Below are 15,489 nucleotides of genomic sequence, written 5' to 3'. Positions count from 1 at the left end.
GTGAAATTAGGCTTTGAGTTTTTAAATTAAATTTTTGACAATCGCAAATAATGAAAATGAAATTTTACCTAATAGTTGAACGTAAGAATTGTCCCCTTGAGGGGGCTTTAAGGGAGTTTTTGAATGAAATTTAAAACAGATTCCTGCTTTCGCAGGAACTAAAGATGAAAAACAACAAATCCATAATAGATAAACTTACAGCGCTTTGGGCACTAAACGAGTCAGGTTTAGGTGGATTTCTACATGTGTTTAACTCACCATTCACAGGATTAATTGTTGGAGGAGTATCCATTTTACTCATAAGTTTAATCGCCTATTATGCAGAAAATAAATGGCAATCCATCTTTAAAGCGTTGGTGATTGTCTTAATTATAAAAATGGCCGTAAGCCCGTATTCGCCTTTTGGAGCTTATGTGGCGGTTAGTTTTCAAGCTATTGTTGGTGCTTTTTTGTTTTCCAATTTTTCTTGGAAAGGATTAACGCTAATGGTTTTAGGCATGGTGACGTTTTTGGAATCTGCCCTTCAAAAATTAATTATTCTTACCATTGTTTATGGTACAGAATTATGGGAAGCTGTAAATATTTATGGCGCTTGGGTTCAGCAAAAAATGAATTTTATTTCAAATACTTCTACATCAACATTTTTAGTAAGCTTATATCTGTTGGTTTATGGTGTTTGTGGTGTTTTGGCAGGAGTATTTATTAAAAACATCATGACCATTATTGCAAATAAAAAAGAAAAAGATTTTTCTCTTGAATTAGAAACTACATCGGTTAAAAATAAAACTAAAAAAGTAACTTTTAAAACCAAAGTTATTTGGATTTGGTTGATTACAGTAGCGTTAATTGTATTGGGATTATCATTGTTTGGTGGTCCACTTTTTGGTTGGGAAAAGGCAATTTACATCGTGTTGCGAAGTTTCTTGATTTTAATGCTGTGGTATTTGGTCATAGGTCCATTTTTATTGAAAGTCGTTCGGAAATACCTTCATAAAAAAGAATCCAAGTACCAAGAGGAAATTACTAATGCTATGGATTTGTTTCCCTATTTCAGACAAATTATCTCGTACACTTGGAAAGAAACAAAACACTTAAAAGGCTATACCAGATTTCAGTATTTTATGGCCAATAGCATCTCTAATTGTATTCATTTTAAAGTGATTTCAGAATGATTTATATCTTAACAGGAACAATTCGTTCTGGGAAAACGACAGCTTTAGAAAAATGGGTTGGCACCAGACATGATGTTGATGGTTTGTTAAGTCCAGACAATGACAATGGAAAGCGCTATTTTTTGAAAGTAAAATCAAAAAAAGAATTTGAATTTGAAGTTGAAACTGAACTTGAAAACAAAAATGAAGAGATCATTGAAATAGGACCCTTTAAATTTTTGAAATCTGCTTTTGTTGAAGCGAATGAATTTTTAATTTCTAATCCTTTTGAAGCGGTAAATAAATATCTAATTATTGATGAACTAGGAAAACTTGAATTAAAGAATGAAGGTTTACATGTGTCAGCTGAAAGGTTGATTCCTGAATTTGAGAATAATGAAAACAGTCACTTAATTCTTGTGGTTAGAGATTATTTAGTTGATGCTGTTTTGAAGCATTATTCAATAACTGAACATAGTATTATTACAAAAGAAGATTTAGAAGCACTGACTTAGTCCTGTAAGGTTTCAAAAACCTGACAGGTCTGGAAAAGGCGTGTTTCATTAGTTCCTCATCATACAATCACATTGGGGTTGAGGTGTGTGATCATGTTTCAAAAATTAAAATGAATTAGCAAGACCTAGCAGGTTTTTTAAACCTTGTGGGTCTGAAAATTTAACTCAAAATGTCCTTAGTTTTAATCCTGCAAGGTTTCCAAAACCTTGTAGGTATAAAATAATTTTCGAGAAAGTATTTTAGTTATATTTAGTTTCCGTTCAGCTTTTTATACCTGCAAGGTTAAAATAAAACCTTACAGAATAGGTGCGATATTAATTTTGTTCCATTAATGAGATTCCTTTTTACAAAGGAATTTGTCAAGAAAAAAGCGTCTCACTCATCGCATAATAAATCGCCATTGAAGCAGAGAAAACAGCACTTCCCAAAAATCGCCATTTGATCTTAAATCGATTTTGAATAATATAATTCGCGACAAACGAAATAGGAATATTAACTAAAAACGACCAAAAAGCAATTTCCAAAAGACTTAAGTTAATATCAGAATACTGACCCGAAAATAATTGAATAAACAATAAGTGTCTCGCAATCCACAGTGGATTAAAATAGGCAATTGCCAAAATTGTTTTACTCAATGTGGCTTTAATGCCTTTTAGAGCAGCTGTCTTTTTTACTATCCAATCAAAATAATTAGGGATTTCAAATGCGTAGAATGTAGCACCAATGAACATCATTCCTAATAAACGATATATAGAAAATTCATCTAATAAAAGTGCAGCAATAGAGTCGCCTGCACTGTAAATTAGTGCACCTTTTATGACGTTTTGTTTTTTGTAATGTAGTTTGATATGCTTTTTGTTGTTTGCTGAGTCCTGTAAGGTTTCAAGAACCTGACAGTTCTGGTCTATTTATTTTGCAAGATAAGGTAAGTTTTGTTGTGTGGTTTTATTTAAGATACATATTGAAAAAATGTCTTAGTATTAGACTTTTATACCTGTCAGGTTCTAGAAACCTGACAGGATATGTGTGAGAATGATTTTGGTTAAATAGCATTTCGACTGCGCTCTATGTGACATTTGATTTTCAAGTAACATTAGTTATTATATAGTTCTTCAACTACTGTATAGTTTCCATTCACAAAATGTTTTAAATATTTTATAGACTTGTTAAAGCTGTTTGACCAAATTTCATCAACTACCATCTTTTCTTTTTCTCCTAACAACCCAAATAAGATCTTAGTTTTTTGAGGTCGATTATACCACAATGAGAATTCTAGTTGTTCATTTTCATCAAAATTTGCCGTCAGACAAAAACTTTTACCAGTTTCAATGCAGGTAAAGTCTAATGAAGGATTGTAATTAATGTTTTCTCGGATTAATGTATGAAAAACTTTCAACTTATTAATCCATGGATAATTACTAGCGATTTTTAAAACTTCATTTCCTGAAATAGGATTATTCTTATATTCAATATTTTCTTTTTCAGGATGGCAAATGGAATATTTAAATGTCATAATTTGATTATATCAGAACACTATTTAATATTGCGATTTTCATACAATCCCATCAAAACTTTTTCAGCTGTCATTGGAGCATGAAACTTCATATTATATTTTGGGTTGAAGGCTTTTATAGCATTCTGAAGCGCAAAATACGCTCCAATCCCATACATTAAAGGAGGTTCGCCAACGGCCTTAGATTTTAAAATGGCTAAATCATGTCCTTTGGTTTCTAAAGGTACAGTTTCAACAACTTTAGGTACTGAAAATAAATCTGGAACTTTGTAAGTTGATAAGGCATTCGATAATAATTTGCCGTCGTCGTTATAGGCGATTTCTTCCAAAGTCATCCAGCCGATACCTTGTATTAAAGCACCTTCAACCTGTCCTAAATCGATACCTTCACTCATGCTTTTTCCGTAATCGTGAACAATCTTCACAGAATCAAATTCATAGGTGCCACGTGTGCAGTCTACAGTCACCGTTGTAATTGCTGTGCCGTAGACATGGTAGGCAAAAGGGTGTCCTTTTTCTTTGGTTTTATCAAAGTGGATTTCTGGCGTGGCATAATGTGCATTTTCAGTTAAAGCCACACGTTTTAACATGGTTTTGCTAATGAGTTCTGTCCAAGATAATTCTGATTTTTTAGCATTGATATAAACAAATTCATCTTGTAATGAAATCTCGTTTTCTGAAACGTTTAAGTCTTCTGATGCGACTTTCTTCAAACGTTCTAAAAGTGAATTACAAGCCATTAAGGTTGCTTTTCCATTCAAATCTGCAGTAGAACTTGCCGCAGAAGGCGAGGTATTGGCAACTCTTGTAGTATTGGTAGTTTCAATTTTTATTTTTTCAATTGGAATTGAAAATACTTGTGCTGCAATTTGCATCATTTTGGTGTTGACGCCTTGTCCCATTTCAACAGCAGCTGTGCTTATACCAACACTACCATCCAAATAAATATGAACCAAAGCACGTGCATGATTCATTGGTGTATTGGTAAACGAAATACCAAAGGTAATTGGCATAAACGAAAGCCCTTTTTTGAAGGCTGTATTATTCTTATTGAAATCAGCAACTTCTTGTTCTAAAGCATCACTATTAAATATGTTTTTAGCAGAATGCCATGTGTTTTTGGCTTCTACTTTTTTAGCAATTTGTCCATAAGAGAACGTGTCATTTTCATCTAGTAAATTCGCTTCCTGAATTTGTCTAGCTGAAACCCCAATTACAGAAGCTGCTTTGGCAATTGCAGATTCAATCACGAACATACCTTGTGGTCCACCAAAACCTCTAAACGCTGTGTTTGGTGGTAAATTGGTTTTACAACTCAACACTTTTGTGGTGACGTTTGGTACATAATAACTATTGGTGGCATGAAATAAGGTACGCTCAGCAATGGCTGGCGATAAATCGGCTGCAGCACCAGAATTTTGAAGAAATTCCGCTTCATAAGCCAAAATCTTTAAGTCTTTAGACAAGCCAATTTTATATGAACTTTCGTAAGGATGTCGTTTACCGGTCATGCGTAAATCATCATGACGATTCAGTACTAGTTTTACGGATTGATTTAAATGATAAGTCGCCAAAGCAGCCATCACAGCCCAAGGTGTGGCTTGATCCTCTTTACCACCAAATCCACCACCAAGACGCGTCACATCTATTTCAATTTTATGCATCGCTAAGCCTAAAACTCTAGCGGTAGTGGCTTGTACAGCGGTTGGGCCTTGCGTGGATGATGTGATTTTTATATTACCATTTTCTAAAGGTTCTGCATATGCTCCTTGCGCTTCAATGTATAAATGTTCTTGTCCGTTGGAAAAGGTTTCGCCTTCAAAAATATAGTCACATTCTGAAAAAGCTTCTTCTGTATTTCCTAAACTGAATGATCGAGGCGCATTTATAAAACTACCTTTTGCCTTAGCTTCTTTTGCAGTGGTTATAACGGGAAGTTCTTCTATGTCAATTTCAATTAAACCTCGAGCTTTTCGAGCAATAAATTCTGATTCTGCGACGATCAATGCGATAGGCATTCCCCAAAAGTGGACGTCGTGTTCTGCAAATAAAGGTTCGTCTGCAATGATGCCTCCTATTTCATTTTCGCCAGGAATATCTTTATAGGTCAAGATGCGTTCTACACCTTCTAAAGCTTCAGCTTTTGAGTAGTCGATGTTTTTTATTTTACCATGTGCTTTTGGCGAATCAAAAACTACGGCGTGAAACGTCCCTTGTCTAATATTTACATCATCAACGTAAAGCGATTCTCCACGAACATGTGTGTAAGAATCTAAGTTTTTAATGCTCTTCTTTAATGCTTTGGAAACCGCATCCAATTCAGAATTCAACGTGTTATGTGATTTGTTTTTATGCATGCTGAATAAAGTCTTTTAATGTGAATTGCTTAGGGAATACTTCTGTAAAATGCGCGAAGAATAATTGTCGTGCTAATAAGCGTTTATAGTCGCTGGTGCCACGAACATCAGAAATTGGTGCAATCTCATTTTGAAGTATATCGTTGGCTTCCAAAATGGTTTTTGTAGTCAATGATTTTCCTGTTAAAAATTTAGAGGTTTCATGTAGATACTTTGGAATCGCAGCAACTCCTCCAACAGCAATATGTGCTTCTGAAATCATTTCATTTTCAATGGAAATATGTATCGCAGAATTCACACTCGCAATATCTAAATGGGTGCGTTTACAAACTTTTTCAAAATTGAAAAATGTGCTTTTGTTGGGTAGCTTAAAACTGATGTTTTTTAGAAGTTCTCCATCTTTTAAATCGTAAGTTTTATAACCTTGATAGAAATTTTTAAGTGCAACAGTACGTTCTTTTTCGTCTTTATCAGTAATTGTAATATCGCTATTCAACGCTAAAAAGAAAATGGTCATGTCTCCAATTGGGGATGCATTCACAAAGTTACCACCTAAAGATGCCATGTTTCTAATCTGTTCAGAAGACACGAGTTTTAAATGCTTTTTTAAGTTTGGGAAATAGTTGTTCAATTCCGAATGATTCCATAAATCTGAAACGGTTGTATTGGTTCCGATGGTGCAAATATCGTTTTCAATAGTTATGCCCTTTAGGTAATCCTTTTCTGCAATGAGGTGAACAGAATTATCTGTTAAATTATCGGCTTGTTGCACATATAAATCTGTTCCTCCAGAAATGTATTTTCCTTTGGGTTGATTTAAATCTTTAATTTCAATGGCTTTTAAACGTTGCGGAATGGTTTCAAAATATTGAGGAATAAATTCATTTTCAATCAACCAATTTATTGAGTTTGTATTTTTGTTTTCAAGCTTTTCAACGACTTGATGCGCCGCTTTTTCAATAGATTTATAACCTGTGCATCTACAAATATTTCCGCTTATGGCATCTAAAGCAGTACTGTAATTGTTTTCAGAATTAGACAATGCAAAACCGGTTAAAGCCACTACAAAACCAGGTGTGCAAAAGCCACATTGTGTGGCGTAATTGGATTTCATGGCTTCTTGTGCAGTGGTTAATTTGTCGTTTAGATTTGTGCCTTCAACCGTTACAATGTGTTTGCCGTGTGCGTTTCCTAATGGCGAAATACAAGAGGTGATGCTTTGGTATTCTAAAATGCCTTTGGTGCTTAATGTGCCTACCAAAACAGTACAAGCACCACAATCGCCTTCACGACAACCAATTTTGGTACCTGTAAGGCGTTGTTGATAGCGTACAAAATCCAATAAGGTCATACCAGAGTTTTCTGGTGTTTTTATGGTTTTGTTATTTAGGATGAAGGTGATCAATGGTTTTGGTTTTATAGTTTCAGACCTTTTAGGTTTTCAAAACCTGTAAGGTCTTGTTTAATTGTAATTTTTTATTATAGTGTTAAATCATGTTATTTCAAAACAGTTACTTCTATTTACCTTTAATACCTTGATGTCATTTCGACAGAGCAAGGAACGAGCGACGAGAAATCTAATTATAATGAGATTCCTCTTCGTACCTCATTCGGAATGACAAAATAATACTATTGAAAAGCGAACTAAAAATGTAACTCTATCGTCACTTCGAGTGAAATTCCTTTTTCAGGAATTTTGTATCGAGAAGCATTTATTGTAATAATTGTTCTCGATACAATTTGTTCGTGCCTCACAAATCACTCGAACTGACGTTGAAGGTTCTCGAAACTATTTATTCTTAGCTCAAAAATCACATGAACTGACGTAATCCATAATTCAATACTCCGTCTTATCCACCTTCTTACTCCATTCCTGAAAAGGCTCTAAAGCAACTTCTCTTGCTAATTGCTCAAAAGGAATACTTCGTTTCTCGTAAGGTAACGGGATTTCTTTATAAATAAACTCATCATCAAAGCCAATATTTGCCGCATCTACTTGGTTACTTCCATAGTAAACTTTGTCTGGTCGTGCCCAATAAATGGCTCCCAAACACATTGGGCAAGGCTCGCAAGAGGTGTAAATTTCGCAACCTTCTAGCTGAAATGAATCTAAGTTCTTACAAGCATCTCTAATCGCAGATACTTCTGCATGTGCTGTTGGGTCATTGGTTGACGTGACTTTATTATTGCCTCGTCCTACAATTTTTCCGTCTTTTACGATGACGCAACCAAATGGGCCGCCTTCGTTGTTATTCATTCCTTTAAGAGCAGCATTAACTGCTTCTTTCATGAATTGTTCTTTATTGTTCATATATAATTTGTGTCTATTTTTAGTTTTGAATAAAGGTATTAAATTTTTGAGAATAGAATGAAAATGGATTCATTTTAAAAGCCAAGAGCGAAGAGTTAAGAAATTAGAGATGAGAAATTAGAGGTGAGAGAAAATGCGAAAAAAAGAACCAGGCTGTGTATATAGAATACTAAATAAAAAACTTATTTTTCAATAACTAAATAACTAAATAACTAAATAACTAAATAACTAAATAACTCAACAACTCAACAACTCAACAACTCAAAACGAATACCCAATGGCAAAATTAAGTACAGGTTCATCTACTTTAAAGTCCCATCGTTTGCTTTGGTCTTCAGACGGATCGTGAAAAGGTGCTGCCAAATCAAAACGAATTACAAATCCTTGGACATCGATATGTAAGCCGATTCCTGTTCCCATTCCTAATTCATTTATAAAATTTGAGGTAAACTTGTCTTCACCATTAAACGTAGGATTTGCTTTTGAGTTCCACACGTTTCCTGCATCAGCAAAAATGGCTCCTTTAAAGAATGAAAAGAGTGGAAAACGATATTCTACATTGGCCTCTAGTCGTACGTTTCCGGTTTGGTCAAAGTAAGTGCCATCACTACTGTCATCAGCTTCTTCGTTGTAAGTTCCTGGTCCTAATGAACGGATTCTAAAGGCTCTTACGCTGTATGGTCCGCCAGAAAAATACTGTTTCACATAAGGAATCACTTCAGAATTTCCATAAGGCATGCCATAACCTGCAAATAATCGGGTTGCAATAGTTTGTGCTTTGTCTTTTCCGAAATTGAGGTGAAACCTTAAGTCCATATCTGCTTTAGCATACTGAGCATATTGCAAACCTAGAAATGTTTTTGGTTCACCTGAGACTTCTGGATCTTTACCGAAAAGACTAATTGAATTTCCTGCCACATCGAGCGTGGTATTCATATAAAATTGGTGCGGATCGTTAGCATCTACCATTTCGTTATACGTAAATGAAAAGGTCATTCCTGAAATAAATTGCTGATCGAAACTTTGCTTTAAAAAAGGGTTCTCGTCTAAAATATTTTCAAATTCTGTTGAGGTTTTTATAAGTTGCGTATAATTAACAGAAATAGGATTAAACTCGTAGGTGATATACCGATTAGCATTCCATGAATACCCAAAAAGAGCGTTTCCTGATAAAAGGGTGTATAATTTACTACGACGTAAATAATTGACACCAACACTCGTTTTTGTTTTTGGAATGGAATATTCGAAGAAATTTTCGTTAAAGGTATAGGGGAAAATTACGCGTGGAAAAATAATTTCACTTTTTAAGCCTAATTCCAAACTGCTAAGTCCCGAATTGTCACCACTTCTAAATTGCGTTTCGTAACCAACATTTGTGCTGATGTTTAAGGTTTCACCCCCTTTAAAAAGATTTCTGTTACTATAGGTTAAAGCTAAATTTGGACCTGTAAAATTATTAGATTTCGTTACGGCTTGTAACTCGGCTCGGAATGCCCTTTTAGTTAAAGGCGATAAGAAAATATTAGCTTCGAGAACACCCAAACTATCTGTTTGTAAGGTGTCGATTTCTTTATACTGAATGTTTACATATTTGTAAGCTCCAATAGTTGACAAGCGTCTTGCTGTATTTTTTGAAGCTAAAGGATCGTAAAAATCATCTTCTTTTAGTGTAATATATCTATCGAGATGTTTGGGTTTAATAAATAAGGTGTCTTGGTAATAATTTTTATTTTGAAACCGTTCCTTTGTATTGAATGTGGAATCTTGTAGATCGTAATTTGGGAAAACATTAATCGTTTTAACTTGGTATGGAATTGTTGCTTTCTTAGGAACTTCCGCCTTCAGTTTTAAGAATAAATTGAACCGTTTATTATCATATTGATTGGTGTCGGCTTCAAATATGAAAAAATCTGGATTCAGGTTATAATACCCTCTTTTCTTTAATTCTTGATCGATACGTTGACGCTCTAACTTCATGTGAGACAAGTCAAAATACGAACCGTTTTGAAATGGTGATTTTTTAACTTCTTTTTGCACCTCTTCGTACATTTGTGAAGGCATGGAATCCAATTGGTAATTTGCCATTTTATACGGTTGAGCAATTTTTACGTTATACGCAACAGAAGCTTTTGTTTCTTCTTCTTCAAAGGCTGAAGTAGCTGTACTGAAGAAGTAGCCTTTGTTTTCTAATCGATTTATTAAAATGTCTTCAACTTCAAAAGGTTTTATATCAGATTGATAAATGGGTTTTTCACCTAATTTTTTATTTAACCAGCGATTAATAAATCCAGGGTTTTCCTTTTGTCCTTTGTAATGGTAATAAAGTCCCAAATACATACCTAAAAACTTAGAGTTAGGTTCTGGTCTTAGCACTGATTCTAGTTCTGTTTTTAAGTCTTTAACAGTCGTCACTGAAGAATCTGCATCAATTTCAATTTTGGCACCTGTATATAGTTTTTCGTCTTCAGGAATGTATTTTGTTATACTACACGAGTACAACACTATTCCGAAGCACATTAAATAAATACTATGTTTTAAAAATCGTTTCAAGTTTAGTCCTTTTTCTGTTCTATGCTTTTATTTGTCGTTTCTTCTTTGGTGTCAAGTTCGTTTTCAGCGGCTTCTTTTTCGGCTTCACGTTTCGCTTTTCTAGCCATGATAATTGCATCCCAAAGTTCACTAAATTGGTTGAATTCTTGTGTGAAAATTAAACTAATGCCACTGACAATCGTTTGACCATCAATAACATTTTCAAATTCACTTTTTCTAAAGCCTTTTAAACGATATCTTCCGTCTTCTGTAAGGGTATATTCTAAGCTAACATTACCAATTAGTGGCGCTTCCTCACCTGTACTGCTGCTGCCTTGTATGTCTACTTCGCTACCAACTCTAACGGTTAACCTATCATTAAATAGTTTTTTTTGTGCGGCAATATCTAATTGTGTACGGTCTGTTGGAGCGTCTCCTTGATAGTCGGTGTAGCTATTTAAGCCAAAATCGAGTTCAATACCAGAACCACCTAATAATTTATCTGAAAATGCATTTAACTGATCTGAAACCGCATCGTTTAAATTATCTCGTGCAATAGTTGCAAATCCACCAGAACTACCATCACTTCCAGAGTCTGGATAAAAACGGTTTAAGACTAATAGTGAAAATACTTGTCTATTTAACTCACCTTCTTGTTGGTTAACTTGTTGCACTCTGCTATAAACTTGGCCGCTAATTGCACCTTGTTCTTCTTCAGGCATATCTAAGCCAAAAGAAATCTTAGGTTGCAATAATTCACCATCAATATTAAGATAGACATTAAATGGTAAAACTTGTTTATATTTATTTTGAACCGATGGATCAGAACCTGAAATCTGCGATGCCATAAGACCAGTAGCGGAGGTTTCTAAATTGTAAATGGCACGTACATCGAGTTCGGCATCAAAAGGGTCACCAGACCAAGTAACACGACTTCCTGGTGCAATTAAAAATCTTCTATTAACTAAATTATACAAATTAAGTTCGTAATGACCATCTGAAATTTCGTAAGATCCGGTAAGCGAAATACGACCATTTGGTGCCATTGTAAAAATGAGATTCCCTTCGCCCGAAGCTTTAAAATTATCACCAGTTTCTTCATCTAAGACAACTGTGACGGCTGCATTTTTATCAATAATAATTTCAGAAGAAATATCAAAACCTTTAATTGTAGCGGTTTGTTCTCCGGTTTGGGTGAGAATCGCATCAGGATTTTCACGATTTACAAAAACAACAACACCTTCGCGTTCTTCAATACTTGCCATTGACGATGGCATCACATAAGTAATATTAGTGTCTGACCCTAAGGTGAGTTTAGCATCTAGTTTTGGGATCTGTAAATCTCCAGTAAGTTTTGCGTTGGCATTAAAACTCGCTTTACCATAAAAGGTCTCGTTATCTTCTTTTGTGGCATTTAATACTTGAAAATTAGTGGCTTTTACAATTAAATCGAACGTTGGATTAACGAAACTTTCTGTGCCTATTTTTCCAGATAACACTAAATCATTATTGTTTTCATCACTTATGGTGAAATTGGTCATTGAAAGTCCTGCGTTGTTTACGTTTAGCTTTTCATCTGCCATCGTAAATTTTGTGTTGAGTTTAGCAACGTTGAAACTTGCATTATTAAAAGTTAAATAACCATCGTACTGAGGATCAGTTGTGGTTCCTGTGACTTTAAAATTACCAGAAAAACTTCCATCTGTTTCTTTAATTTCTCCCAAAGAAAGCGTGTTGAGTGCTTTCATTTTAAATTCGTTAATATCTAAATCCAAATCTAAATTAGCGATAGTGTTACTTACAGTGTAATCACCAACGAGGTCAAAATCGATGTCTCCTCCTTTTAAGCCTGCGTTAAAAGCATAACTGTTAGTGCCAAGCGAATTTCCATTGATACTTAACGTGCCTAAATCTGTTTGGAGTGTATGAAATTCTTCGATGTTTAAATCGGCAACAATACCTGCGTTTTCAAAGGGATCTTCAACAATAAAATTACCATTTAATTGACCTGTTGCTAATTCTGCTTTAGGGTTTAAATAATTGAAAACTTCATTGATATCAAAATTTTCAAAAGCTATTGCAATATGTTTTTCCGTAATGTTTTCTAACTTATCAGTAAGTTCTATTGATTGGTTGTTTTTTGTGATTTTGAAGGCGTTAAATTCAAGGTTTTTTTCAGTAATAATAACTTCATTGTTGTCAGGAATGGTCCATGTTTCTTTGTTCAGAATTAGACTATCAGGATTAACGGTGAATTTTAATTCATCACGATTACCTGATATTTTAGTACTGACATTCATAAGCTGTTCGTCGTTATGATATCCTAAAAAATCTAGAACGAGCTCATGATCTGATTGTTGGCCTTTTATGATTGTTTTAGGAACATTTAAAGGGCCAGCTGTTATGTTTTGAAATCCTAAATTAAAGTTGAAATTATCCTTGTCTGTATCCATTGAAAACGCCAAACTGTCTAAGGTGTTTCCGCTGTAATTAAAATACGGAGCCGTAATGTTTGCTTTTAATAACCGTTCTTTTTCTTTGAAATCTAAGGCGATATCAATAGTATCTAAATCTCTTACATTTACTAAAAACACATCGTTGAGTAGCGGTGATTCTGAAATTTTCCCTTTAAGCTTTAAGTTTACAAAATCTGTAATGCTATCTGAAACCTTTTCATCTCTATAGAAATAGCTTAAAATATGTCTTTTTATGGCTTTACTAAAGGTCTGTGGATTGGTGTTAGATTCTAAATTAAGATCTATGATTTTGTTGTTTAACGCTACTGATGTAGTGTCTTTATCCACATGAGCCAACGCTTTTATATCACCAATTAAATAGCTTTTATTGTCATAAACTATAATGCCATCATCAATTAGTGCATCTGCGTCAAAGTGCTCTGCGTTGCCTTTAAAATTGGCATTAATATGCATAGCAGTTTTAACGTTGCGCTGCATGATACCAAGTGCTTCTAAATTGGCACCAATAATATCGAGGTTTAATTGTATTTCAGGTTTAATAGAATCTAAAACAACGAAGGTCTCTAAATTGGCATTCAGATTGTCGTCTTTATAATTTGAATTAATCGATCCAGAACCATTAACAATATCTCCATCAATACTGAGATCTGTAATGGCATAATTGTTCAGTTGAAATTCAGATATATTGGCTTCTACGTTGGCATTAAGTGTGTTAATGTTTTTACCGCTTCCTTTCGATTTTATGGTAAGACTCAATCCACCAAATTGCGGATTGTTTAGCAATTCATTTATTTTGTAATCGTCAATAGTAACGTCGGCATCAAAAGCAATGTCTTCTCCATTTTTATAATGGCCATCAACAGTTGCCACACCTTGTGACGTGGTTAGTTTTGCGTTAGCGGAAATGTCTTCAGGATTCCCATTTACTTGCGCAATAAATTTGATGTCATTTGGGAAATGGACTCCTAATTTTGCTTCATCTACAAATTGAATTAAATCTGATCGTTTTGTTACTGCAGAAAATTGTGGAATATCAAATTGAATCAATTCAGGGTTTGTGACGTTTTGAATGGTGCCTTTAGCGGAAACTTGTGTTGAATTTCCCCAATTGAGTTCAGCTTTATTTAATTTGATAGCTGCTAAAGTTCCTGAGGCATTTAAGTGTCCTAAAACGAGTTTTTTGCTTAATTTATTGAGGTATTCGTTGTTTTTTAAATCGGGTTGAAACTTGAAAATTTCTGTCAGTGACAGCTGAAATGCAGGTAAATTTAAGTTAACCTTAGTGGTTTCTGGTGCTTCTATTAATTTTGAAAGCGACGTATAGTTGAGCTCCGCATCACCCGAAATTGAATTGTTATTTAATTTGAAATTTAAACCGTTTAAAAGCATGTCTTGGTCTGTAGCGTTAAAATTTACAGCCAACTGGTTTAGGTTTAATCCTGAAGCTTCATTGAAATTAAACTGTTCTAAATTTAATGTCGCTTTTTTATCCTTCAATAAAATATCTTTAGCCTGAAGCGTTAAGTTTGATAGTGAAATGGCATTGGGATTAAAAATATCATTTGTAGGCTTGGCATTTCCTACACGATAATCGAGCTGGTTATTTTCAAAATCAATTGAAGCCACATTAATTGACAGTTGCGGCCACTCAAAAGTCGTAATGTCTGTTTTTGTCTCTTCTGATACCTCTTCAATTTGTTGTGTTAAGCCATTGATTTCAGCTTCTGTGGTTAAACTAATTCTAGAATTTTTTAAGGTAATATTCTTAAGGTCGAAATCACTATCGCTCAAATTTATAATCGGAACTTCCGTTGAAAACTCCGAAATATCAACATCTGCAATGAGCCTGTCTGGTTGAGATTCGTAATACGCTTTAACATTGTTTAAGGCTAAGTTTTCAAAAGAAAGTTTTGGTAATGGAGCCTCTGAAGTAGTTGTGTCTACTGCAACAGGTTTTTGAATAAATTTGATGTTAGCATCACTGAGTTTAATTTCCGACGCCTCAAAAATCATGTCTTCAATATTGGTGGTTTCCATATGGGCTTGAAGGTTTCCAATCTTAAATCTGGAATCGATTCCTGCAACAGCATCATCGAAAACAATATCGAAATTATTGAAATTTAAGTTGCCAATCACTAAGTTTAGTGGAGTAGAAGTAGTGTCTGTAGCAACGGTTGTGGTGTCGGTTGAAGCAAAAGCATCAATTAAAAACTGAAAATTATATCCGGTAACGCTATCTTTTCTAATTACATTGGCACGCAATCCATCCCAATCTAAGGCATCGACACCAACGGCTTCGCCTTGTATCATTTTCCAAAGTGGAATGTTGGCTTCAAGCGAATTGGAATAGACTAAAGTATCTCCTTTGGTGTCTTCTAGATAAAGACCATCTAGTTGTAAGTCACCATCAAAGGTTATAAAAAGTTTTTCAATAGCTACTTTTGTTCCTGTTTTGTCAGAGACGAAATTAACCGCTTTGTTTACGATAATATCTTGTCCCCAAGGACTTCTCACAAATAGAATCATTAAAAACAAAAACACAAGAATACCTAGCAGTACGCGTAAGGTTCTGCGAAGCCAACGATATTGTCGTTTTTGTGGTGTTTGAGATGCTTTGTTTTCGATTTTATCCAAT

At 34.5% G+C, this 15,489-nt stretch carries 9 protein-coding genes; 2 read left to right on the top strand and 7 right to left on the bottom strand.

Going from position 1 to position 15,489, the window contains the following annotated elements:
- Window positions 1–164 precede the first annotated feature (164 nt).
- Both K1X16_RS04355 and K1X16_RS04350 read left to right on the top strand, forming a co-directional pair.
- Window positions 165–1,172: a hypothetical protein gene (locus K1X16_RS04355; RefSeq protein WP_225035169.1), complete on the top strand. Its 1,008-nt coding sequence runs from the start codon at window positions 165–167 to the stop codon at window positions 1,170–1,172.
- Complete coding sequence (locus K1X16_RS04350; protein WP_225035168.1) at window positions 1,169–1,666, top strand: nucleoside-triphosphatase; 498 nt, start codon at window positions 1,169–1,171, stop codon at window positions 1,664–1,666. Before K1X16_RS04355 ends, K1X16_RS04350 begins: the two co-directional genes overlap by 4 nt.
- Before the next feature lie 360 nt (window positions 1,667–2,026).
- Here the strand turns inward: K1X16_RS04350 and K1X16_RS04345 are convergent, their stop codons facing one another.
- From K1X16_RS04345 to K1X16_RS04315, 7 genes are all read right to left on the bottom strand, one after another.
- The gene (locus tag K1X16_RS04345) at window positions 2,027–2,401 is read right to left on the bottom strand and encodes a hypothetical protein (RefSeq protein WP_225035167.1); all 375 of its coding nucleotides are present in this window, start codon (window positions 2,399–2,401) and stop codon (window positions 2,027–2,029) included.
- Between the two features lie 359 nt (window positions 2,402–2,760).
- The gene (locus tag K1X16_RS04340; protein WP_225035166.1) at window positions 2,761–3,180 is read right to left on the bottom strand and encodes a hypothetical protein; all 420 of its coding nucleotides are present in this window, start codon (window positions 3,178–3,180) and stop codon (window positions 2,761–2,763) included.
- A 20-nt stretch (window positions 3,181–3,200) separates the two neighbouring features.
- A complete protein-coding gene (locus K1X16_RS04335; protein WP_225035165.1) occupies window positions 3,201–5,537 on the bottom strand; it encodes a xanthine dehydrogenase molybdopterin binding subunit in 2,337 nt (778 codons plus the stop codon).
- Entirely contained in the window at window positions 5,530–6,942 is a 1,413-nt protein-coding gene (locus K1X16_RS04330) for an FAD binding domain-containing protein (protein WP_225035164.1), read from the bottom strand. Before K1X16_RS04330 ends, K1X16_RS04335 begins: the two co-directional genes overlap by 8 nt.
- Before the next feature lie 432 nt (window positions 6,943–7,374).
- Window positions 7,375–7,848 (bottom strand): nucleoside deaminase, encoded by a 474-nt coding sequence (locus K1X16_RS04325; RefSeq protein WP_225035163.1) that lies wholly within the window; start codon window positions 7,846–7,848, stop codon window positions 7,375–7,377.
- A 261-nt stretch (window positions 7,849–8,109) separates the two neighbouring features.
- On the bottom strand, window positions 8,110–10,365 hold the full coding sequence (locus K1X16_RS04320; RefSeq protein WP_225035418.1) for a BamA/TamA family outer membrane protein: 2,256 nt from the start codon (window positions 10,363–10,365) through the stop codon (window positions 8,110–8,112).
- 35 nt (window positions 10,366–10,400) lie between these two features.
- Window positions 10,401–15,488 (bottom strand): translocation/assembly module TamB, encoded by a 5,088-nt coding sequence (locus tag K1X16_RS04315; RefSeq protein WP_225035162.1) that lies wholly within the window; start codon window positions 15,486–15,488, stop codon window positions 10,401–10,403.
- Window position 15,489: the final 1 nt, after the last annotated feature.

The organism is Winogradskyella sp. SM1960 (assembly GCF_020179375.1).
Lineage (GTDB): Bacteria > Bacteroidota > Bacteroidia > Flavobacteriales > Flavobacteriaceae > Winogradskyella > Winogradskyella marina.
The sequence above is the reverse complement of the archived record's forward strand: the minus strand, read 5'-3'. Positions and strand labels throughout refer to the sequence as shown.

Excerpts from the sequence above, each read along its gene's own strand:
- K1X16_RS04320 (WP_225035418.1), bottom strand. The coding sequence starts at position 10,365 with ATGTGCTTCGGAATAGTGTTGTACTCGTGTAGTATAACAAAATACATT.
- K1X16_RS04345 (WP_225035167.1), bottom strand. The coding sequence starts at position 2,401 with ATGATGTTCATTGGTGCTACATTCTACGCATTTGAAATCCCTAATTAT.
- K1X16_RS04350 (WP_225035168.1), top strand. The coding sequence starts at position 1,169 with ATGATTTATATCTTAACAGGAACAATTCGTTCTGGGAAAACGACAGCT.
- K1X16_RS04355 (WP_225035169.1), top strand. The coding sequence starts at position 165 with ATGAAAAACAACAAATCCATAATAGATAAACTTACAGCGCTTTGGGCA.
- K1X16_RS04325 (WP_225035163.1), bottom strand. The coding sequence starts at position 7,848 with ATGAACAATAAAGAACAATTCATGAAAGAAGCAGTTAATGCTGCTCTT.
- K1X16_RS04335 (WP_225035165.1), bottom strand. The coding sequence starts at position 5,537 with ATGCATAAAAACAAATCACATAACACGTTGAATTCTGAATTGGATGCG.
- K1X16_RS04340 (WP_225035166.1), bottom strand. The coding sequence starts at position 3,180 with ATGACATTTAAATATTCCATTTGCCATCCTGAAAAAGAAAATATTGAA.